19 protein-coding genes, 1 pseudogene and 1 other annotated feature are annotated in these 20,864 nt (G+C 55.6%); of the genes and pseudogenes, 5 read left to right on the forward strand and 15 right to left on the reverse strand.

All coding sequences use genetic code 11. From position 1 onward, the window contains the following. Window positions 1–451, reverse strand: a pseudogene (locus tag ACL7TT_RS18035) (transposase); the annotation flags it as partial. After that, window positions 57–173: a sequence feature (AL1L pseudoknot), on the reverse strand. Its footprint overlaps the pseudogene before it by 117 nt. A gap of 52 nt (window positions 452–503) precedes the next feature. Between ACL7TT_RS18035 and ACL7TT_RS18040 the strand changes: the two are divergent. From ACL7TT_RS18040 to ACL7TT_RS18060, 5 genes are all read left to right on the forward strand, one after another. Beyond that, window positions 504–974, forward strand: coding sequence for a hypothetical protein (locus ACL7TT_RS18040; protein WP_413397499.1), 471 nt, complete (start codon window positions 504–506; stop codon window positions 972–974). A 482-nt stretch (window positions 975–1,456) separates the two neighbouring features. Next, window positions 1,457–1,789: a hypothetical protein gene (locus tag ACL7TT_RS18045; protein WP_413397501.1), complete on the forward strand. Its 333-nt coding sequence runs from the start codon at window positions 1,457–1,459 to the stop codon at window positions 1,787–1,789. After that, window positions 1,765–2,151, forward strand: coding sequence for a hypothetical protein (locus tag ACL7TT_RS18050; RefSeq protein ID WP_413397503.1), 387 nt, complete (start codon window positions 1,765–1,767; stop codon window positions 2,149–2,151). Before ACL7TT_RS18045 ends, ACL7TT_RS18050 begins: the two co-directional genes overlap by 25 nt. Window positions 2,152–2,271: 120 nt before the next feature. Further along, the gene (locus ACL7TT_RS18055; RefSeq protein ID WP_413397505.1) at window positions 2,272–3,369 is read left to right on the forward strand and encodes an IS481 family transposase; all 1,098 of its coding nucleotides are present in this window, start codon (window positions 2,272–2,274) and stop codon (window positions 3,367–3,369) included. 79 nt (window positions 3,370–3,448) lie between these two features. Continuing rightward, a complete protein-coding gene (locus ACL7TT_RS18060) occupies window positions 3,449–3,643 on the forward strand; it encodes a hypothetical protein (RefSeq protein WP_413397507.1) in 195 nt (64 codons plus the stop codon). A 15-nt stretch (window positions 3,644–3,658) separates the two neighbouring features. Here ACL7TT_RS18060 and ACL7TT_RS18065 read toward each other — a convergent pair whose 3' ends face one another. The 14 genes from ACL7TT_RS18065 to ACL7TT_RS18130 all read right to left on the reverse strand — a co-directional run bounded on the left by ACL7TT_RS18065 (window position 3,659) and on the right by ACL7TT_RS18130 (window position 20,839). Continuing rightward, window positions 3,659–4,645, reverse strand: a complete 987-nt coding sequence (locus ACL7TT_RS18065; RefSeq protein WP_413397509.1) for a FecR family protein — start codon at window positions 4,643–4,645, stop codon at window positions 3,659–3,661. Window positions 4,646–4,700: 55 nt separating this feature from the next. Further along, window positions 4,701–5,216, reverse strand: coding sequence for an RNA polymerase sigma factor (locus tag ACL7TT_RS18070; RefSeq protein WP_413397511.1), 516 nt, complete (start codon window positions 5,214–5,216; stop codon window positions 4,701–4,703). A gap of 877 nt (window positions 5,217–6,093) precedes the next feature. Further along, on the reverse strand, window positions 6,094–6,576 hold the full coding sequence (locus tag ACL7TT_RS18075; RefSeq protein WP_413397513.1) for a regulatory protein RecX: 483 nt from the start codon (window positions 6,574–6,576) through the stop codon (window positions 6,094–6,096). Further along, window positions 6,577–7,611, reverse strand: a complete 1,035-nt coding sequence (recA, locus tag ACL7TT_RS18080) for a recombinase RecA (protein WP_299943047.1) — start codon at window positions 7,609–7,611, stop codon at window positions 6,577–6,579. Between the two features lie 166 nt (window positions 7,612–7,777). Continuing rightward, the gene (locus tag ACL7TT_RS18085) at window positions 7,778–8,293 is read right to left on the reverse strand and encodes a CinA family protein (protein WP_413397515.1); all 516 of its coding nucleotides are present in this window, start codon (window positions 8,291–8,293) and stop codon (window positions 7,778–7,780) included. Between the two features lie 466 nt (window positions 8,294–8,759). Then, complete coding sequence (locus ACL7TT_RS18090) at window positions 8,760–9,500, reverse strand: SDR family NAD(P)-dependent oxidoreductase (RefSeq protein ID WP_413397517.1); 741 nt, start codon at window positions 9,498–9,500, stop codon at window positions 8,760–8,762. A 31-nt stretch (window positions 9,501–9,531) separates the two neighbouring features. After that, on the reverse strand, window positions 9,532–11,592 hold the full coding sequence (locus ACL7TT_RS18095; RefSeq protein ID WP_413397519.1) for an aminotransferase class I/II-fold pyridoxal phosphate-dependent enzyme: 2,061 nt from the start codon (window positions 11,590–11,592) through the stop codon (window positions 9,532–9,534). 233 nt (window positions 11,593–11,825) lie between these two features. After that, window positions 11,826–12,230, reverse strand: coding sequence for an NUDIX hydrolase (locus ACL7TT_RS18100; RefSeq protein WP_413397521.1), 405 nt, complete (start codon window positions 12,228–12,230; stop codon window positions 11,826–11,828). A 40-nt stretch (window positions 12,231–12,270) separates the two neighbouring features. Continuing rightward, a complete protein-coding gene (locus tag ACL7TT_RS18105) occupies window positions 12,271–13,383 on the reverse strand; it encodes a phospholipase A (RefSeq protein ID WP_413397523.1) in 1,113 nt (370 codons plus the stop codon). A gap of 307 nt (window positions 13,384–13,690) precedes the next feature. Further along, on the reverse strand, window positions 13,691–14,416 hold the full coding sequence (locus ACL7TT_RS18110) for a hypothetical protein (RefSeq protein ID WP_413397525.1): 726 nt from the start codon (window positions 14,414–14,416) through the stop codon (window positions 13,691–13,693). A 390-nt stretch (window positions 14,417–14,806) separates the two neighbouring features. After that, window positions 14,807–16,120: a lysine N(6)-hydroxylase/L-ornithine N(5)-oxygenase family protein gene (locus ACL7TT_RS18115; protein WP_299943034.1), complete on the reverse strand. Its 1,314-nt coding sequence runs from the start codon at window positions 16,118–16,120 to the stop codon at window positions 14,807–14,809. Further along, window positions 16,117–17,949, reverse strand: coding sequence for an IucA/IucC family protein (locus tag ACL7TT_RS18120; protein WP_413397527.1), 1,833 nt, complete (start codon window positions 17,947–17,949; stop codon window positions 16,117–16,119). The genes ACL7TT_RS18115 and ACL7TT_RS18120 overlap by 4 nt, the downstream gene beginning before the upstream one ends. Beyond that, window positions 17,946–18,938, reverse strand: a complete 993-nt coding sequence (locus ACL7TT_RS18125) for a GNAT family N-acetyltransferase (RefSeq protein WP_413397529.1) — start codon at window positions 18,936–18,938, stop codon at window positions 17,946–17,948. The genes ACL7TT_RS18120 and ACL7TT_RS18125 overlap by 4 nt, the downstream gene beginning before the upstream one ends. Before the next feature lie 35 nt (window positions 18,939–18,973). Beyond that, a complete protein-coding gene (locus tag ACL7TT_RS18130; protein ID WP_413397531.1) occupies window positions 18,974–20,839 on the reverse strand; it encodes an IucA/IucC family protein in 1,866 nt (621 codons plus the stop codon). Window positions 20,840–20,864 lie beyond the last annotated feature (25 nt).

The following is a 20,864-nucleotide window of genomic DNA, read 5'->3' on the forward strand; positions in this document are numbered from 1 at the left end:
CGCACACAGCGCTGTTCTGGATTGGCCTGTAGATGCTTGTAGCGGTAGTAAGTCGACGGTGCAATCGGCAGAACCTCGCAGATTGACTCGACACCGTGCGCCTCACGCTCCTGATCAATGAATGCCACCATTACTTCGGTTTGCGGTCGAGCTCCGCCTGGGCAAAAAAAGCGGCAGCCTTGCGCAAGATCTCATTAGCGCGCTTCAGCTCGCGGACTTCGCGCTCCAGCTCTTTAAGGCGGGCTGCGGCACCACTAGTGGTGCCGGGCTTAGTGCCGTTATCGACTTCTATCTTGTTGACCCATGATCGTAGAGTCTCAGGCGTACAGCCGATCTTGGAGGCGATAGATGTAATCGCTGCCTAGCGTGATTTATGCTCGTGCTCGCCGGTCAACACCATGCGAACTGCGCGTTCCCGTACTTCGGGGGAGTATCCAGGTTGTTTGCTCATTGGCTAATTCTCTCAAGAAAGTTAGCCTCCGAGAAACCCGGGGTGATTCAGTTTGGAACCCTACAGCCAGCGGGTGCCGGTGGAGATTTTAAGCCATGTGGATTTACACAAATCGGTGTTTGCGGATGCGCCGGGCAATGCCAGTGCCGGCGTTGTCAATATTGAAACCCGGCGCATTTCCACCGAGAACACCCTGAATCTGGTTGCCGGCAGCGCTTATACAAGCGGTACCACCGGCCAGGCGGTTTTGCGCGGCTATACCGGTGATCGGGATTGGCTGGGGTCACAGGATCCACAGCGCAAACTGCCAGCGGCTATTGCCGGGGGTGCCCACTATGGAAACCTGGATCATTGGCCGCAAGCCGAGCGGGAAGCGGCGGGAGAATCAATACCCACCCACTATACGCTCACCAAAGGTACCGCAGGAGTGGATGGACTGCTGAGCCTGAGTGGTACCTATCACTGGCAGCAGGGGGACCATCACTGGGGCGTGAGTGCCTCCATGGGGTATGAAAACCGCTAGCAGCAAGTGGACCAGCAATCCCGGGTTATGAGCCGGCGCAATCTTGTTTCAGCCAACGATGAACTCAAAGTGGTATAACTGGCTTGCGAAAGTTCACAACACCGCGGGCTAGATAACCAGATCAATGCCAATACTCTGGTGGCATTCGCCTATAGCTGGCGAGACACACAACATATTGGAGCCAATTACCTGTCGCTGAGGCAAAGCTCCCTTTACAACGAGCAGATTAAAACCCAGGAGCCCAATTCGAGCTATTTTTATGCTGAACCGGAGCGCCTGCGCAGCCTGCACCACTGGACGGGCAAGCAGGTATGGCTGGGGCAGTTTTATGGCAGCCACTTGATTGACTCCAGTGCGCTCTGGGATCTGCAGTGGCATTCAACCTCGGCGACTTCCCGCTACCAGCGCCCTTATGGGGTTGACTTTCAGTATCTGCGTCCAGCGCCCTCCCTATCCTACCGTTTCGATACCAGCAGCAGGGGATGCAGGAGGAGAGTTTTAGTAGTGGCATCAGTGCTGTGCGGGACTGGTCTCTGGATACCCTATCTGGCGCTATCAAGATGGGATATGAATTGTTGAACAGTCTGCAGGGCGGCTACTTACTGGAATATATTTTTACTCCCAAGGGAGAGATAGATTCAAGCTGGGAGCTGTTGGAGCAGAATGATCCCGCAGAGATACTCACGCCCGGAAATATTATTGGCAAACCCGGTACCGATGGTTTCCTATTGAATGACCCCATACGCATTAATGTGAATCCTCCAGCATTAGATGGTAACTTTTACTGGAAGTGCGGCGCGAGCGGGAAACGGTAAAGGCGGATTTCTGGGATCGCGCCCCGCAAGGCTGGGCACCCTTGCTTGACGAAGGACACAACCTATATTCCGCAGCACTCAGTTATATTCCCTCTGGCTTGCATAACCTGAGTTTAGGATACAGTCAAACCGTGGCTTGGCCCAACGTAAACGAACTGATGCCGAAACGGTATGAGGATGTTGATTTGCGTATCCATGTGACGGGCAATCCGTATTTGCAGATTGCACAGGTCAGGAGTTGGGATCTGCGCTGGGCCTATAATAACCGCGACCGGGATTTCGAGATGAATTTCCTGGCATTCCACAAAGATATTGACAGTGCGCTTGAAGGTGTTTTTTTGACCTCGCGGATTCAACCTTGAAGTGCATACCATTTATGTGTATTAGTTCAGACCAAATCTGACACATCTCCTTGAAAAGAGGGGGTTTATTGGTTTTGATGAAGGTGACGAAACCTGAAACCAAAACCAAGGATAAACCCCATGATTCATACTAACGATCGCATCATTAAACACAAGACCGGTCTGCTCAATCTGGCGGAAGAACTCGGCAATATCTCCAAAGCCTGCAAGATGCTCGGCGTATCGCGAGACACCTTCTATCGTTACAAAGAAGCCGTATCCAGCGGCGGCGTGGACGCCCTGCTGGAGAAGAACCGGCGGGTGCCAAATCACAAGAATCGCGTTGACTCAGCTATCGAAGAAGCAGTGCTGGCTTATGCCCTTGAAGAGCCTGCTCATGGGCAGGTACGGGTATCCAATGAGCTACGTAAGCGCGGTGTCTTTGTGTCGTCTAGCGGGGTTCGCAGTATCTGGTTACGGCATGACCTGGCTAACTTCAGACTCCGCCTGAAAGCCCTGGAAGCCCTGGAAGCCCTGGAAGCCCTGGAAGCCCTGGAAGCCCTGGAAGCCCTGGAAGCCCTGGAAGCCAAAGTGGCAAAGGAAGGTCTGATTCTCACTGAATCACAGGTTCAGGCTCTGGAACGCAAACGCCATGATGACGAAGCCTGCGGCGAAATTGAGACTCAACATCCTGGTTACCTGGGCTCCCAGGACACCTTCTACGTTGGGCCATTCAAAAGCGTTGGACGTGTATACCAGCAGACCTACGTTGACACCTACGCAAAAGTGGCGCAATGCAAGCTGTATACAACAAAGACACCAATCACTGCAGCAGACCTTCTGAACGACCGTGTGCTGCCATTCTACGCTTCGCATGAACTACCAGTACTGCGTATTCTGACTGATCGCGGCACCGAGTACTGTGGCAAACTGGAGCAGCATGATTATCAGCTGTATTTGAGCGTGAATGAGATTGAGCATACGAGGACAAAAGCCCGGCACCCACAAACGAATGGTATCTGTGAGCGATTTCACAAGACTATTCTGCAGGAGTTTTATCAGCCGTCACTACGACGCAAGATTTATGGCTCGGTGGAGGAGCTACAGATGGATCTAGACGAATGGCTCAATTATTACAATAATGAACGAACCCACCAAGGCAAGAAGTGCTGTGGCCGTACGCCTGTACAAACGCTTGAAGATGGCAAAAAGATCTGGATGGAAAAGTTCGTGAACTGAACCTGACCTGACAGACCACCGTCAGAAAAACCGGTAACTGTCAGATCAAGTCTGAACTACTACAAGTGATACCCGCGATGTGCCCCATGTATACCGGAACAGCTCCAATAATCTTTCCCTGAGTTATTCCCTGCGCTTTATGCCCAATCTCCATGGGGTTATCTCTGTAGAAAACCTTCTTCAGGGAGAACACCGCTACGAGCAGGCGGGCCAACTTTTTATGGGCTATAAAGAAAACCGAAAATTCCAGCTGCGTATCTCTGCAGATTTCTGATTCCTATTTCACCGTTTAAGGCGTTTGCTCCTCTGAGCTTTCCAATACCCTATGCGACCCCTGGTGTTGAATTTTCAGGTTGTGCAGCTTGGCTAAAATCTGGATATTGGTATCTATTTTTTTCAGATCGAAACTCCCACTGACCAACAGGCTTCCAATCTCGTGCCCTTTGGTGGTTAGGGGGGTATCGGTAAAACGGTTAAATTCTACCAGAAGATCCGAGAGCCGCTGATTCTTCACCTGGATATATCCATCTATCCAGCTTTTATAGTGGGCCAGGTCGAAAGTCTTTATGGCACCAATGCTGTGCTCAGTGATCCTCAGCATCTCTCCAGCAGCTACTACATAGCGTTTTCTTGTTTGCTCGAGTGGATTAACGACGACTTCACCTTCAAGAACGGTTAACTCGGTAAATCCATATCGCTGATCCACGTTAAAGATAGTCCCCAGGGCACGTATGGATGCCTGGCGGGATTCTACGACAAATGGACGGCTGGGATCCTTGGCAACAGAGAACTGGGCTTCGCCGTTAAAAAGACGAATACGCCTTTTCCGTTCGTTAAAGCTTACTGCCACCTTGGTTGTGGCACTGAGGTCCAGGATACTGCCATCTGTGAGTTTCTGCCTGCTTACCTGTTTGGGTTCCGTTTGATATATATATTTTATTGTTCTTTGTGTATTTGAGTTATGCATAATGGTGGCTGTCATCACTAAAAGTAAACTTGCGGCAATTGCCAGATACCATGGGCGCATGAATGTCTTTCTGGAAGTTAACTGCTCCCTGTGACTGACTTGCTCGATTTGCAGAAGTGCCTGCTCAAAATTTTGATGATTCCAAATACGCTCTATTCTTTGAGCCAGTTTACATCTAGCTTGACTCTCGCGAAGCCAGACCTCAAAATTCTTGATTTTTTGTGGGCTAGCTTTTTCCTTGGCGCCGTGGAGAAACCAGGAAAAGATTGCCTGCTCTTCCCGTGGGTTGATTGGAATTTCTTTGCTCATAGTGCTTTTGTTTTCACAATTTAACCGTCAATAACGCCGATCAAATTCTTGAAGCTTAAAAATGTTGCTCCATATTCTGCTCAATCATCTTAAGAGCCCGATTGAGTTTTTTTTCCACAGCCTTTACGGAGATATCCATCTGTTCAGCGATTTCGATATTGCTCTTTCCGTGCAATTTACGCATAACAATAATATTTCGGGTTGTTACCGGCAGCCTGTTGAGCAGCTTGATAAACATGGCAAGACGTTGCTGGTCATCCACTCTCTCCTCGGGTTGTGGGTCCTGACTGGTAATGTCATCGCTCAGCATTTCCATCGCATGTGAATTTCCATACCGCATGCTGTCATTAATGAGATTGATAACGACGCGGTACAAGTAGCCTATGGGATTGTCAAGATTTTCATTGTTGCTGATCTGCCGGGTTAACCGGGTTACGGCCTCCTGGTAAATATCTTCCGTTTCCTGTGTGTTGCGAACTCGCTTTCTGATGAAATTTAATATCTTGGGTCTTTCTTCTGATAACGCCAGAAAGACGCTATCGCTGGCAACGCCTGGTCGATTTATCTTCACGTGACTACGGTAACCTATCTGACATAAAGAGCCGTCCTATCCCTCTGGAGTCATCTTATGCCTGCTACTATAAGGCAAAGACGCATGAACCTGGGTTTTGCGACATGTTTTTTCGATTTTAGGTGGAGATATTTTCATTTCTGGTGTATGAACCAAAGTGTACAGACGGTGTATTTTTTTGGTTGATCTTGACGAATCAACAACCAGCAGCGAGATACACCTCGTAACACATACTAAAGTTGTTCCACTTGGCAAACCAACCCTACATCCACTCAAACCCTGTGCAAACTATCACTGAAAACACAGCAGGCTTGAGTGTGCACCCAACCCATGCAAAGACGTTGCGTGCATGCTGAGGCGACAACCACTAGATGAAGATTTGGTTAAATTTTGCAGCGCAACCGTTGCGGCAACCCCAAGGGCATTGCATAGGAGAAGAATCCGCGGTGGTTAAAAATAGATACCACTAAAACGCAGTGAACAATCAGTGGCATTTAGGAAGTTTGCAAACATACTACCGGGTCGGAAGGAAAGAATACCCATCCTGCTTTACTAGTAACTGTGTTACAAACAGTCAGTAGACAGATTCCGCCCAATAAACCAATCTGCGCCATTTATCGTTATCTTTTTACCGATTATTCAACCGGCAATCCATCTCTATGGATTCATAATCGCAGATTATATTTGCCAGTGGGATTGATGGACGCCGGCATTCTTCTGTCTCATCACCTGATGTATTTCTCAAAAATTGGGCCTCAACATACCCTGGTACGAAGCATCTGTTGCGTCCTTCAGATGCAACACTCCAACGGCGAAATCGGTATAGAGGTAATGGCCAGCAGGTGATTATATATCGATCAAAAGGAGTGATCTAAGCTTATTGAGCATTTAGGGCCCAACTGATCACATCCGCCGGAAAACCGCGATAGGCCAGATAACGCTGGCGCCGTGCACATTCCTTTGCGCGCTGGTCCAGTGGCATCGCGCTGATGGGCGCGGGATATTTTCGCTGCAATTGTTCCTGTGCGAACTCAAACCAATCCACCTCGACCTGCTCCAGAGCGCTGGACGCCAGCTCGCCCATGATGCCGCGCTGTTGCAGCTCCCGACGAATGCGCAGGGGTCCCTGGCCACGCTGGACTCGGGCCCGGACAAAGACCTCGGCAAAACGCCGGTCCGACTGGTAGTTGCGTATTTGAAGGTATTCGAACAGTGCATTGAAATCGGCATCGGGAAATCGACCCACCAGCTTCCGTCTCAGCTCCAGGCAGGAATAATCGCGGCGGGCCAATAACGCAAGCGCCGCACCAAACAGCGCTTGCGGCGGATTGGCGGAGGGCTCCTCTTGGGAAGACGGCATTTACTCCTGCGGGAGTTCCGCAGCCTCTTCGGAACTGGCCTGGACCAAATCGCCCAGCAGTTGCGCACGCAGCTGATCTTCGATCTCACGGCGGATATCCGGATTCTCGCGCAGGAATCGAGTGGCATTGGCCTTGCCCTGGCCAATTTTGTCGCCCTTATAGCTGTACCAGGCACCAGCCTTATCCACCAGACCCAGCTTAACGCCGTTATCGACTATCTCGCCGATTAGGTTAATGCCTTCGCCATACAGAATCTGAAACTCGGTCTGCTTGAACGGCGGTGCCACCTTGTTCTTCACCACTTTCACACGGGTTTCGTTACCCACCACTTCATCGCCGTCTTTTACAGAGCCGATGCGGCGGATATCCAGCCGCACAGAGGCGTAGAACTTGAGCGCGTTGCCCCCGGTGGTGGTTTCCGGGGAACCGAACATCACGCCGATCTTCATGCGGATCTGGTTGATGAAAACACACAGGGTATTGGTGTTCTTGATGTTGCCGGTGAGCTTGCGCAGGGCCTGGGACATCAGACGGGCCTGCAGGCCAACGTGGGTATCGCCCATTTCACCTTCGATCTCGGCACGTGGCGTCAGGGCCGCCACAGAATCCACCACCAGCACATCCACAGCACCGGAGCGCACCAGCATATCCGCCACTTCCAGGGCCTGCTCACCGGTATCCGGCTGGGAGACAATCAGCTCATCGACATTGACGCCGAGTTTCTCGGCATAGATGGGATCAAGGGCGTGCTCCGCGTCCACAAAAGCACAGGTGCCGCCTTTGCGCTGGGCCTCGGCAATCACCTGCAGCGTCAAGGTGGTTTTACCGGAGGACTCCGGGCCATAGATTTCCACGATACGGCCGCGCGGCAGGCCGCCAATGCCCAGGGCTACGTCCAGGCCGAGGGAGCCGGTGGAGATCGCAGGAATGCGCTCGCGCTCCTTGTCCCCCATACGCATCACTGTGCCCTTGCCAAACTGGCGTTCAATCTGCGACAGCGCCGCCTTCAGTGCCTTGTCTTTATTGGCATCCATGATCATTCCCGTATTTCGAAGCGTGTTGATTGGTGGCAAGCTTAACCAAGGATTACTGTATAGGCAACCAGTTATTGCGCTACGATCAGGTTCAGTGACCATCTTGCAGAGGGTGGCTCTTAAGGGCACCTACCACAAGCTATTTGGATTGGCTTTAGAGGCGGCCCTAGTGCAGATGCTCAGACAGTATGGCCAACATGCCCTTGAGCGCCTCTACCACTGTCTGCACTTGTACGGCTGTGCGATCCCCCTGGAAATGAAAGCAGCTGGCATCAATCTGAACCGGCTCCTGCCCCTCCACATGGGCCCAGGCAATCCAGACCGTGCCCACGGGTTTCTCTTCCGTGCCACCATCGGGGCCGGCGATACCGCTGACCGCAACAGCCAGATTGGCATCCATCATCGCCAGCACCCCACAGGCCATCTGCCGTGCCACCGGCTCACTGACAGCGCCAAACAACTTCAGGTCTTTGGCATCCACGCCCAGCACACTGTGTTTGATACGGTTGGCGTAACTCACCATCGCCCCGTCAAACCAGTTGGAGGCTCCCGCCACCGATGTGATTGCCGCAGCGATCGCCCCCCCCGTGCAGGATTCCGCCGAAGTCACGCGCCAGCTGCGTTTTTCCAACGCCACACCCAACTGCCGAGCCAGCCGGGTGATGTCCCCATGATCCACCATCTTGTTTCCTGCTATCAAAACTGTTGGGCTGAAGAATTTTCACCCAGGGAACTTCCCCCATCTAGATACATTAGCGACAACCCGGCCGATTGTATATTCCATACCGGTCGACCACGACAGTCACTAGAAACTGGCCATATCCACTAGCGAAAAATAAAAATGCCCACGCCTGAACAGGCAAACGGAAACCCAATCATCTCCAGAACCTCCATAGGCAGACGGCCGGTGCAGACACTTGCGCTTTTACTTTTGTGGTATTTTTAGAGAAAAAGGACTGATGCTGCAGTTATTAATGGCACGACAATTAAAAAAGTATTCTACACCCTATCTCATTGTCGCCTCTGGGATACCGGCGGAACGGTGCAGAGCTGCTTGTAACTCAAGGCCTTATGGCAATCGGACCCAGCCCCTGAACCCTCGCATGAGGATTGCTTTTCCCGGCAGCAAACCGGGACAACGCTCCTCTTCACCAGGGTAGCTGACTACCATCCCAAAACAGCAATTGCCCGGTATCCGCGGGGCCAAGTTGTTCCAGCACATCCACTATTCGCCGGGCACTCAATACTGCGCTGTAGAGTTTGCCGGGGGCAAGATTGCTTTGGAAAGGTTTGGAGAGAGGTGTATCGGTTGTGCCCGGATGAATCGCTACCACACAGCTGTTTTCCAACCGGCGCCCCCACTCAATAGACAGATTCCTGATCAGCATATTCAGTCCCACCTTACTGATGCGGTAGCTATACCAACCGCCCATCTGGTTGTCACCGATACTGCCCACCTTGGCAGACAGGGAGGCCCACAGCAGCGGCTGCCGGCGCTGGAGTTGTCGGTCCAGGGCCTGGGCTAGGTGTAGATGGGTGAGCAGATTGACGCGTATGGATTGCATCAACCAGTTATCGCCGCACTGAGCCAGGGATTTTTCCGGTCCGTGGGTTTTATCGTGCAGCAGCCCGCAGCAGTTGATCACCCAGTGGGGAGGTAAGGAAAATTCACACAGAAAATGTTCGACGCTGCCAATGGCATCGGCCTGGTCGAGGGAGACGGACAGGTGACGGCGTTCACCGGTGTGGCCGGGCACCCGCTCTCCTGTGCCGCGGCTCAAGGTCAGCAGGGTAATATCGGCAGAGCGCCGAACCAGTTCGGCACCGATGGCCTTTGCGATACCGCCGGCGGCGCCCGCCAACAACACGGTTTTGGGTTGCTCGAACATACCGGCCTCCGTGCCGGATTCAATCCTGTATCTATTTGCCTGCCTTGTTGGCAGTGGACTTTTTGCCCTTTGTATCCGCACCTGCGGATACCGTCTTGACCACCCGCAGCATGGGCTCGTCGGAGCGGAAAATCAGGCCGTGGATCTCCGTGGTGTTCTGCCCCTGTAACAACTGCTGCAGGTACTGCACGATCTGCGCGGATATCTCCTGGCCCGGCACCAGCACGGGAATGCCCGGCGGATAGGGCACAATCTCATCGGCACTGGTGCGCCCGATCAGCTTTTGCGTGGCCTTTGTCCCATTGTCCATCAGCGGCAGTTCTTCGGTCTCGGCAAAGTAGGCGTCCGCCGGCAGGCAGGTGAAGCGGGTAAACTCCGGCAGACGCCGCGGTGCGCCCACATGAATACGCCGGTGGGTGTTTCCGGCCAATTGCTTAAGGGCGTGTATCAAGCGCAACAACTTGCTTTCGGTGCTGCCCAGGGTGACCAGTACAGTGATGGTATTGTAGGTGGTCTTCTCCACCTGGATACCATACTGGTCAAACAGTTTGATCTGCATCTCATTGCCGGAATAACCACTGCGGGAAATATCGATGGTCACCTTGGTGGGGTCCAGGCGGATATTGTCGCCGGCCAGAGGCTTGGCGATCAGGTCGTCGCGGGTCAGGGCGCGGAATACTCCGGTTTCATTGACCGCGCGGCGCAGGGTCTCCACCATTTGCAGGCATTGCTTGAGGCGGCCATACCCCTCCATTGCCATCTGTTTGCGCGCCACATCGAGGCTGGCAATCATGGCGTACTGCGGGCTGGTGGAGGCGTGCATATTCAGGTTTTCGCGGAAGCGGAATTCGTCGAAATCCGGGTCCTGTACATGAATCATACTGGCCTGGGAGAAGGCCGACAGCATCTTGTGGGTGCTCTGAGTGACATAGTCGGCACCGCACTCCAGTGCGGTGGGGCGCAGCTCCGGGTGGAAGAAACCGTGGGCAAACCAGGCTTCGTCCACCAGCACTTTGACCCCGCGCTGGTGAGCGTAGTCGATAATCGGTTTCAGATCGTAGCGCAGGCCATCGTAAGTACAGGAAGTAATGACCAGCAGGCGCGCATCGCTGTGTTCATCCAAAGCCACTTCGATGTCGGCACGCTTCACCGGGCCGTAGATACCGAATTCCGGGTGCAGCACCGATTTCAGGTAAACCGGTTCGCAGCGGTTCATCACAATCGCGTGGTGTACCGACTTGTGACATGCCTGGTCGACGATAATCTTGCCGCCGCCGCCGAGGATCTGCTGAATCACCACTTTATTGGCCGTGGAAGTGCCATTGGTGAGGAAGAAGGTGTGGCGTGCCCCGAATGCCTGGGCGGCCAGGTCCTGGGCTTCCTGGATCACCGAGTGGGGCTCCAGCAGGCTGTCCAGCACCTGTACCGACACCGAGAGGTCGGTATTGAACACATGCTCCCCCATAAAGCGGTAGAAGTCCCCCACCCAGGGGCTGTCGCGCAGGCTGTCGCCACCGGAGTGCCCAGGGGTGTGCCAGGCATCGCGCGCGGAAAATACATAATCTTTCAGGGTGTCGGCAAAGGGGGTCGAAGCGCGGCGGGCAATAAACGCCTGCACCAGGCGAAACATGTGATTGAAGTTGCCCTCGCGGCGATCGAACAGTTCGTCAAAACGGCGGTGCAGGCTGGCCAGGGCCCCGCCACCGGGTTCGCCAGCCAGGGGGGCGGCGCCGGCGACCGCGCCGTGGGCCACCAGGAAAATATTCAGTTGTGAGCGAAGCGCGTGAATTCGCCCGGCGAGTACATCGGCCGCTTCCAGCCCGTCGGTATCGCTGCCGCCATCCACAATAACGGCCTGTAGGCAATCCGCTTCCCGCGCCAGGCCCTCGATATCCGTCGGTGCAACCGCTTTAAAGGCCAGTCCAAAGGGGTTGTCGTGCCGGGCGGCGGTGTCATTCAGGGCTCTGACCCAATCCCCCGCCAGTTTGCTGTCAGCACTGACCAGAGCCACGTAACATTCCAGCTTCTGCGCGTCATCATTCAGGTTGCCCGGTGCAGGCATCTTCAGTTCCAATCCCATCATCTCATCCATCAGCATAGCCCGCGCGTTGCCCAGGGCTGTCGCTTTATCTTTTTAACTAATTGATTTTATTTACTTTTATGGGTACTCCGAGAAAGGCGGAGGACCGGGAATTGTGTGGCTTCAAGGCCGGAGGGCAAATACTAAAGGAGGCGGCGCGGGAATTCCTCAGTGTACCGGTATTTGGCGAAAATCGCCAAATACAAGCAGATTATCCATATCTATCGCCAAGAAAACTTAGAAGGCTAGAACTTATCGCTATGCACATGGCCTTCGAATTCCAGGCAGTCCCTGACCCTGCGCCGCTGTACTGGGGAGAGCTTTTCCAGCGGAAAAAACGCCATCTCGGAGTGCTCTTGAGAGAGGACGATAGGCCCCTGCCCGACGAGGCGGGCACGAAAGATAAACACATGGGCATTGTAGACTCGGTGATAGTAGACGCCGCTCAGGTAGTCGATATAGACATCCCGGCCCAACTCTTCACGACATTCCCGCCGCAGGGCTTCGTGGATGGTTTCACCGGGGTCCAGGGCGCCGCCGGGCAGCCCCCAGCTGCGGTTGGCATAGGTGGCCAGCAGTTGCAGTATCTTGCCAGAATCGTTGGTAATTACCGCGTGAGCACTGAGGCGGTAACAGTCTTCAAACCCCATTGATTCCTCCCGAAGCCGACCGGGGCTGGGCCCGATCCGGCTAGAAACCCTGGGCCAGGGTAAAACCGAAACCCAGTGTCTGTACTGACTCATCGTAGTCGATCAGGCTTTCCCCATAGCCATTAAAATAACGGAGGTAGCCATCCACCCGGTTGCCCAGGGGGAAACTCCAAGTCAATTCGACGGCGCCGCGGCTGTCGCTGCGCAGGTTGTTGCGCAGCACCATGGCCACTGTATGGTTGCCATCGCGATACCGGCCACTCAGCTCGAAATGGCCCAGATAATGCTCGATATCCGGATTGTCGTCATCCTCGCGGCTCTCCGGTACCCGATACCAGGGCTTGAAACCGATAGAGAAGTTATCCCGCTCGAAAATAAAATTGGCGTAAATCCGGTTCCAGCTGCGCGAATAGGGTTCACTGCGGCCGTTGGATTGGTGGTTGAAGGCAATCTGGTTGGCCACGTTGTGCCAACCGAATAAATTCCAGTTATTGAGCCAGGTCAGTATCAGCTCGGGCTCGTGATTGGTTTCGCGAAACGGCGAGGAGCCACCGGAGTTATACGCCTGCCAAAAACTGCGATTGGTGTAGGCCACACTCATAAACGAGGCGCTGCCGAGAAAACCACGCCACACGGGGACCTGTACCGAAAGCTGGAACTGCACCTCAATATTTTCCAGGTCAGCGCCCTTGGTCCCGCCCTCGATCCCGGCCAGACTACCGGCCTGTGGAGACGGGTTGTAGACGATGGGCAGCAGGTAGTTCGCTTTGTGGGAGGCCAGCGTAAAGGAGTTATCGGCCGCTTCCCGGATTGCCTCGGCGCGGCCACCAAGCAGCACTGCATCCCTGGGCATTTTGTCCAGGTATTCCTCAAGTACCAGCCCCGGCTTCATTGCCCCCGTCTCCGGGCCCAGACGTGTGCGCACCCTGTCGGCACAGAGCCGGCGTATTTCCCCCAGAGTGCTATCGGCAGAAGAGACCAGCAGTTGTGCGAGCAGGCACTCCCCGTACAAGTGCTGTTCCCGCACCTGAGATTCCGCTTCGCGGACTTCACCATCACTGGCCCATGCAGTGTTGAATGAAAACTGGGCCGCCAGCAGCAGGTAAATGATCAACCGGACTGGATTGCGGGTATTGGAGCTGGCGCAGAGCAAAAGGCACCCCCGTTGGCACAGTAATAGAGTGGCGTAATTTTACACCGATGCGCTGGGAAAATCCTGCCCGCCGATTCCTGCGGCACACTAAAAACCCGCAGGTTCGCCCGCCTACCCTCGCTGCGGGCAGCCGCGACCATTGCATAAAAATTCAGGGAAAGTTGCAACAACGCAGGGAGCCGTGGCGGTGCCGGGACACCCGCTACGCTCCCATTCAGTCGGCTGGGGTTCAAGGGGTAAACGAAGTGGTGATGTGCACCATCGGCAATCGAGGAGCGCAAATTGAAAGGTTCTGGGTGCGATATACTCAGGAGGCCAGGCTGGCCAGGTCCGGCGACCATTCCAGGTCCCGCAGGCGCACCTGCCACAAACGCCCGGTGCTGGAGGGCCAATCATACCCCACCAACAGGCTGCGACTGTCCACATAGCAGTGGGCATCCCGCTCTCCCTCATCCCCCTGGTAAATAAAGCCGCTGATATCCGGGCCCAGATCCTGGGTCCGTTGACTGGCCACATCCCCGGCCATACCCCGCGCTGATCGGTGGCTGACCCTGGGCGACAATAGCTTGCCCCGCTGGGAGGGGTCCACAATATCCGGTGAGACCACCTCCAGCCCCCGCTCGTGCTGCACCAGGGTTTTCAGGAGGGGTCCCATAAAGACCCGCATCAGGGGAAAAAGCAGGCGGTTGCCACCCCCGACACGGGATTGTTGCGGGCCATTGGGGCCGGTCCAACTGGCCTCAATGGCATCGCCCAGGCGGGGGATGCGCCCTTCGGGGCAGCAGAGGCGGTAGTGGGCACTGACTTCATCTACTGCGTCACGCCAGTACACATGGCACTCGCTCACCAGCTCGCCACCGAGGAGTGCGAACACCTCGATTCCGAACCCCTGTTCACCCACCAGGCGGCGGCTGAGCAGGGAGCGCCGCCCCTCGGCATCGTGCCCCAACTGCCAGCTGTCCTGTACAGGCATTTCGCGCCCGTCACAGCTGTAGTGATAGCGTCCCTGGGCAAGGGTAGCGTTCAAGCGCATGCAGATTTCCTCCCTGCGCACAGATAACACCGGACCAGCGGTTCACTATCAAAAAGTATTACACATGGCAGGGAGATCACGCCGGGTTTGGCGCCACCTTTAGCGAAAATGCTACCCTCAGCAATACGTGCATTGCCATAAACCATTGAGTGACCGATCCGGCAAAGGCGCTTTCCGTCCGCTGCTGCCCATGCGAAGCTGGGAGGGGTCTAGCATTTACCCGGCACGTTTGCTTAGTGGATTTATGCGCCATAAGCTCGCCGCTGGCGACCATTCTGTGCGGGGTTTTGCAATACTGGCAACGCCGCGCACTTGCCCTGCAACCTAAAAAACAACAGCCGAGGCACTGGTGAAAGGCCCGCTGGATTGCTGGGGGTGAACAGCCAGAAGTCAGGCCACAGCTACCTGGGTTGCGCGCTGGGTGACCCATTTCATAAAGTTGCCGCTCTGGCGGATATCATAGACTTCGCTGCCGAGCAGATCATTGACAACCTGCGCACCACGCCAGGCAGACAGGCTCAATTGGGGCTCCGCAATGCCGTGGCTGGTTCGTCCGGTACCCAAAAAGTACAGGCAGCGCTCGCTGGAATCACCACTGAGCTTTGCGGCAAACGTATCGTCCAACAAGAGACGCCCCGCCTCATCCCGGGGAATGCGCTCCTGCAGGGGCGCCAGACACGGCGGCAGGGCTTCACGCAGACCGGTGCACAGAATCACAATATCCGCATTGAGCCACTCGGTACCGTCGGCCTCCCCCAACAGGTTATTTTCCAGTTGTAGCTGGTAGTCGCCGCGGCAGGAGAGGCCCACAAGCGCCCGGTTGGGCAACAACACCACACGCCCAGAATCCCCTTCGATATGCGCCAGGCGATAGAACAACCGGTAGAGCTCCGCGAGCGTTGCCGGAGAAATGCCGTCCGAAGCCAGTTTTTGGTCCGCAACGATTTCCTCACGGCGGCGCGGGCTGAGTTGTCGGAAAACATCCACATACTCGGGGGTAAACCAGTCGTTGGTAAATGGCGTTTCGTCCAATGGCAGGTAATTGCTGCGGCGGGATGCCCAGACTACCTGCCGCGGGCAACCCCAGTGCCCGCCCAGCAGATTAATCACCACTTCGGCACCGGTCTGACCGCCACCGACCACCGCGACACGCTTGTCGCTCACATCGGGATTACGCAGGGCAATTTCCAGGGCGTGGAAGCAATTGTCCGATAGAAGAGGTCGGCAGCACTGCGGAATATTCGGTTTTTTTCCAGCGGCCACACACAGGTTCTTCGCACACACCCGCTCCCGGCCATTGGGGCCATGCACATCCAGCTCAAAAAAAGCGCCCTGGTCGAGGACACTCTGCACCCGGCTGCTCATTTGCACTGAATCCAGGCGGCCTGCGGCCCAGCTGAGGTAGTCGGCGAATTCCCGGCGGCTCACGGTGCGTTGCTCAGCGTGGAGAAAATCGTAGAAGCGCTTTTTCTCCACCAGGTAAGCGAGAAAACTGCAGGGATTGGTGGGGTCCACCGGCGTCACCAGATCCTTTAAAAAAGAGGTCTGCATCATCGCTCCCGGCAGCATCAGTCCGGGATGCCAGGAAAACTCTGCCTTGGCTTCAAAGAAGCGGTGCGTCAGTGATTTTCCCCGTATCAGAGCGGCAACAGCGAGGTTAAATGGGCCGGCGCCAATACCGGCGAGATCGAGAAAATCGCTCATAATGAAGCCTCTTCAGAGGAAAGGGTTTCTGGTTGGAGTTGGATTTGCCCGGGCTGCTGCTGTTCTGCCAGCCACAGGGGGTTGTGCAAGTCGCCACCGACAATGGGCACCGGACGCTCTGCGCTGTCGCCATAGCCCTGGCGCAGGCGCACGCGGTTGATGCAGACGCGCTCAAACCGCTGACGGAAGAGGTTAAACTGCTGAAAGCGCTCGGCCATCTGCGGCGCTTTTGTCACAACGGATTTTTGATAGCGGCGCAGTACTTGGGCCAGCACTGCGTAGAAATCCAGCTCGCACAAACCGATCTCCACGGCCATCTGTGCCGACAAATAACGCAGTACTGTCACAAAGTGTCCGGTGAAGAGGTCGTGCACAATGTGGCTGGGGGGCAGTTGATCAAGCACTGCCTCAACTTCCGAGGGCAGGTCCCCACGATCGGGAAAATCCCCCTGTGCCAGGCGCAAGTCGCCCTGGAAATCTTTTAACAGAACCCGCACGACCCGATTGTCGCGGAATACCAGCGTGAGGTTTTGCGAATGCGCCACCAGGCCAACCCCATAGCGGCTGAGCAGATGGTAGAGCGGCACTACCGTGGCATCGAAGAGCTGCGCCAGCCATGCTTGCACCGACAGGCCGGACGCTTCAATAAGGGCAACCGCTACGGAATTACCTCTGCTATCCCTCTGCAACAGGGCGGCCATCAGCAGGTGGCGCTCACCCTGCACACACAGACCCGCCGGGCTCTGTCTCCAGGTCACGCCCAGCAATTCGCGGAAGCGGTAGGGCGTGCCCGCGATCTGCTCGTGGTGGACGTGTGGTACATGCAGTCCCGCTACTTCCTGCAAAATGCCGGTACCGCGCGCGCGCAGTGTCGTATCGCGCTCGCATAGCCGCTGCATCCACGCGCTGAGTATCGGCCCACAGCGCATATATTTACCGGGTATACCGCGAAAACAGGAGGTGTTTAACACGGTCAGCGGCAGCTTGATGTGCAGCGCCTGTGGGCGCGACAGGTTCGACAGGGTGCGCAGCGATACCTGGGGCAGGTATTCATCACCGAATGCCCCCAGCAAGACCAGATCACCGCAGCTAATGTGACGGGCATAGTGCTGGCGGATATGGCGTTGCCACTGCCAGGGATGCACTGGCAGGGGTAAAAACGCCTGCCAGTCAATGCCTTTTTCCCGCCTTACTGTGTCCAGCAGCTGGCACTGCCCTTCACTGAGGCTCTCGGCCAGCAGCTGCTGCCAATCCCAGGCCTGACTATTGCCACTGACCGCCAGTGCGCGCCTGACTGCCAGCCACAAAAGGCGCACGCCTTGCGCGGATTCGGTGGCGTAGAGATTGAATTCCCGCGCACCCCAACCAATCCGCCCTTTGTTGACCATGGCCTTCGGGTGGCCATCCAGCAGGCACTGCAACTGCTCATCGGACAGTTGCGCCAGCGTTTCCGCTCTGAGGCCTTCGCGCTTTTCCAGCAGAGCGACATCGGCCACCAGGGTATTGGCCAACTCGTGCAGTAGGTTGCCCAGAGTACTGGGTGTGGCTTCCAGATCCCCGGCGGCGTCGATAAAGAACTGGGCCGCATCTTCGGCCGGGGCACGCTGGCCATGGTGCTCACGCTCGATACTTTCAGCCTCGATCAGGAGCCAGTCCCAGATGGTCAACCAGGCGTGGAAATGATATTTCACCCCTGAGGCCAATGACACACTGTATCTACCCTCAGACAAGGGCTCTGCCACCAGTGCCTGCTCATAGCATAACTCCGCCAGTGCCTTTACCAGCAGAGCGCGATTGGCCTGCTTCCAGTAAGCGTCCCTGCTCCTCATACGCCCCCCATACTCTGAAAAAATCTCCCCCTCTGACACAGCACCAATGCCGCGCGTTTATGGGGAAATTCAAATTCCCTTATCTTTTGCCAGCCAAACATGCCGTCGAAATACCGCAGCATCGCAACGTGGTCAGCCCTGGGCTCGCCCACCAGCGTCTGCGTGCGGCTGTCATCCAGAAACAGGAAGTGGGAAACCCCATTGAACCAGGCGCGGGTAAACTGGCTGCCCAGAAAACGCCGGTCTCCCACCAGCAAATGGGCACCGCGATCAAAGAGCTGCGCATCACAGTGCGGCGCAATGCGATCCTCATAAGCCCAATAGACTTCGAAATATCCAAAGGGCATATCGTCGAAACAGGCCATCAGGGGATATTTGTGCGGGTCCTGAATCACCGTTTCGATATAGCGCTTTTGCTTGTCACAATCCCCTTCCTCTTGCCAGAATCGAGCTACTCTGCGCTGATTCATCCATCCGGTAAAAAGCATCAAATCACTTTCCGGGTCCAGAGACCGCAAACTGAAATCCATACCCAGAGAGTAAAAGTGCCTGCGATACACTTCTCCATCAACGGGTTCGGGGCGCAGGGGGTGACGCAGGCCCACGTGATTCTCCACCCACTGCAGCGGAAAGCTTCCCCCGTTATTACCGCGATACCAGACTGACGCACGCTGATAGAAATCCACACGGGTAATTTCACTGCCCGCAGTGTGTGGCACTTTACCGGCCATAAGCACCTCGATCCGCTGCAGAGCCGGGTTCAGGGAAAAGAGCCAGTCAAGCCAATGATTCAAATCCGGCATTTGCACATTGCCTGTCGGAATGCTGATCCCTGCGCATTCCTCTCCGGCAATATAGGCCACTTGCGCGAATACACCTGCGTGCAGCTCACAGCGATATCCCGTCTCAAGCGCACACCAACGGCGCCCATCGTCCAGTGCGCCACGATGCACTGTGGGAAACCCGGCCATAATCACGGGACTGGTCATACAGTTTTCCTTTCGTTTTTTACCGTTCCAGGCGCTCAGCCCTGCACAGAATCGCGCTGGGAGGTATCGATCAGTGGGTTCTCCATGGTGTGGTAAATGGAAAGTGGATCATCACTGGTGGTTTCATTCATACCGATAATGGCGCACTGGAAATTGCCTTTGGACCAAAGCGTCGGAGCCTGCAATAGATACCCCAGACAGCTGCGGTCCCGCCGCGGGCCGTTATGGAGCCGTTGCAGCCGGTTGCGCAATTGACCCAGTAATTCCCGCTCGGTCAAAAGTTCTGCAGCGGCAAGCGCAGAGATAAGACCGAAGCAGCTGTTGACAATGAGGTAATAAACAAAGAGGCGATTTGCCATTTGTTCATCAATGACATTCCCGCTCTTGCGGGCCAGATCGGGCAGGTGGGGTTTCAACAGTTTTTCTCCAAGTTTGCTGTAACCACTGCCCTGGCAATCGCGGAAATAACCCGCTACAGGCAGGCTGCCTTCAAAAGAAAGAATCAGGTTTTGCTGGTGAGCGCCAAACAAAATACCGAAATCGGCCTGGGCGATCAGCAGCGGCTCTACCACCGTATCCAGAAAAGCAGTAAACCAACGCCGGGCGGCAGCTGCAGCAGAAATGTTGCCCTGTTCCGCCAGTTGTAAAATTAACTGCGCCGCACGGCAGGGAGCCCCACCGGGGTGATCCTGGGTCAACGTCGCAAGCAGGCAGGTATTTGAGGCGTTTTGCCCGCGGAATGGGTTCTCGCGGAACATCACCAGACTTTCGATAATCGGGGCACCCTCACTGTCTGCAAGCATCAGATAGGCCGGCTCCGCCAGTACCTGGAAACGGGGGTAACGGTTGAAAAATTCGCGTCCCACGGGAGTATTGCGCACCTTCAGAACTTCCAGGCCGCGCGCCATTTCCCGCGGCTGCAGCGTACGTACAGAGTTGGTAAGGCGCAGACTGAGAGAGAATTTGAGCATATAGGGGTTCTGCGCACTGTAAACGGCACGCAATGAGGAAGTCGCGCGCCAGGGCACCAAGCCGCTACCCAGCTCCACAATATTTCCATTTTCAAGCAGCCCGGCTACCCGTGGTTCGCGGCGCAGCCGTTGCCATTGCCAGGGGTGCGCCGGTACGGGGATCAATTTCCCCGGCACCCGGGGCCCGCGGTCACTCTCGCGTACCAGATCGGCAAAGTGTTTCTCGTGGATTTCAGTACCGCTGGCGCCACGTAAAAACTCTGGGTCCACCCCCAGCCATAACAGGAAAAAGCTGTTGCCAAACTCCGGTGCATAGCGCTCGGCGTCTTCATGGGTGAATGGGTCGCAACTCTTGGGGGTCGGGTGAATGGAGTGGCCGCACAAAAGCCCCTGCTCCGCCTCAGAGAAGGTCAGGGGGTGAGCAAACAAACGCTCTGTATCGACCTTGCGCGCACGCAACGTCCGGGCCATATTCTCAACACTGGCAGTGACACGCTGCACGAACTGCACGCGGGACTCCTTGCTCGCACCGGGAAAAAATGACGGCTCATCCGCCACCAACCCTGCAGTTCGGGCCAGGTCAATCACTGAACAGTCAGCATCGCCTCTGCGCCACACCACAGGCAGTGCAAATTGATGCCTGCCACACTCGCTGCGATAGGAAACATTCAACCACAGTTCGGCAGCAGTCTCAGGAAGCGGGATACGGACCGCCGGCGCCCGGATCCCATCGGGAAGCGAACCCCCACTCCGCCCGTGCCAGTGACCGCAACCGGTTTCGCGCAACAGCGCATTGAAAAAACAGTTGGCCGACATTCTCTCCGCAGCTGTATCCATCGAGTAGCCATCCGCATTTATCAGCGGATTATTGCTAGAAACCTGATGGGCAACGCGGTCGATCGAAACCGCGCTGGATTGCGCATTGGGCATAGTGATGGATCTTTTTAAATTAAAT

This window comes from Microbulbifer jejuensis, from assembly GCF_047289955.1.
Lineage (GTDB): Bacteria > Pseudomonadota > Gammaproteobacteria > Pseudomonadales > Cellvibrionaceae > Microbulbifer.

Bases quoted from the DNA above. Each gene is read 5' to 3' on its own strand.
- ACL7TT_RS18130 (WP_413397531.1), bottom strand. From the start codon at position 20,839: ATGCCCAATGCGCAATCCAGCGCGGTTTCGATCGACCGCGTTGCCCAT.
- ACL7TT_RS18045 (WP_413397501.1), top strand. From the start codon at position 1,457: ATGCAGGAGGAGAGTTTTAGTAGTGGCATCAGTGCTGTGCGGGACTGG.
- ACL7TT_RS18075 (WP_413397513.1), bottom strand. From the start codon at position 6,576: ATGCCGTCTTCCCAAGAGGAGCCCTCCGCCAATCCGCCGCAAGCGCTG.
- ACL7TT_RS18090 (WP_413397517.1), bottom strand. From the start codon at position 9,500: ATGTTCGAGCAACCCAAAACCGTGTTGTTGGCGGGCGCCGCCGGCGGT.
- ACL7TT_RS18115 (WP_299943034.1), bottom strand. From the start codon at position 16,120: ATGAGCGATTTTCTCGATCTCGCCGGTATTGGCGCCGGCCCATTTAAC.
- ACL7TT_RS18055 (WP_413397505.1), top strand. From the start codon at position 2,272: ATGATTCATACTAACGATCGCATCATTAAACACAAGACCGGTCTGCTC.
- ACL7TT_RS18125 (WP_413397529.1), bottom strand. From the start codon at position 18,938: ATGACCAGTCCCGTGATTATGGCCGGGTTTCCCACAGTGCATCGTGGC.
- recA (WP_299943047.1), bottom strand. From the start codon at position 7,611: ATGGATGCCAATAAAGACAAGGCACTGAAGGCGGCGCTGTCGCAGATT.
- ACL7TT_RS18120 (WP_413397527.1), bottom strand. From the start codon at position 17,949: ATGAGGAGCAGGGACGCTTACTGGAAGCAGGCCAATCGCGCTCTGCTG.
- ACL7TT_RS18085 (WP_413397515.1), bottom strand. From the start codon at position 8,293: ATGGTGGATCATGGGGACATCACCCGGCTGGCTCGGCAGTTGGGTGTG.
- ACL7TT_RS18065 (WP_413397509.1), bottom strand. From the start codon at position 4,645: ATGAGCAAAGAAATTCCAATCAACCCACGGGAAGAGCAGGCAATCTTT.
- ACL7TT_RS18100 (WP_413397521.1), bottom strand. From the start codon at position 12,230: ATGGGGTTTGAAGACTGTTACCGCCTCAGTGCTCACGCGGTAATTACC.
- ACL7TT_RS18110 (WP_413397525.1), bottom strand. From the start codon at position 14,416: ATGCGCTTGAACGCTACCCTTGCCCAGGGACGCTATCACTACAGCTGT.
- ACL7TT_RS18095 (WP_413397519.1), bottom strand. From the start codon at position 11,592: ATGGATGAGATGATGGGATTGGAACTGAAGATGCCTGCACCGGGCAAC.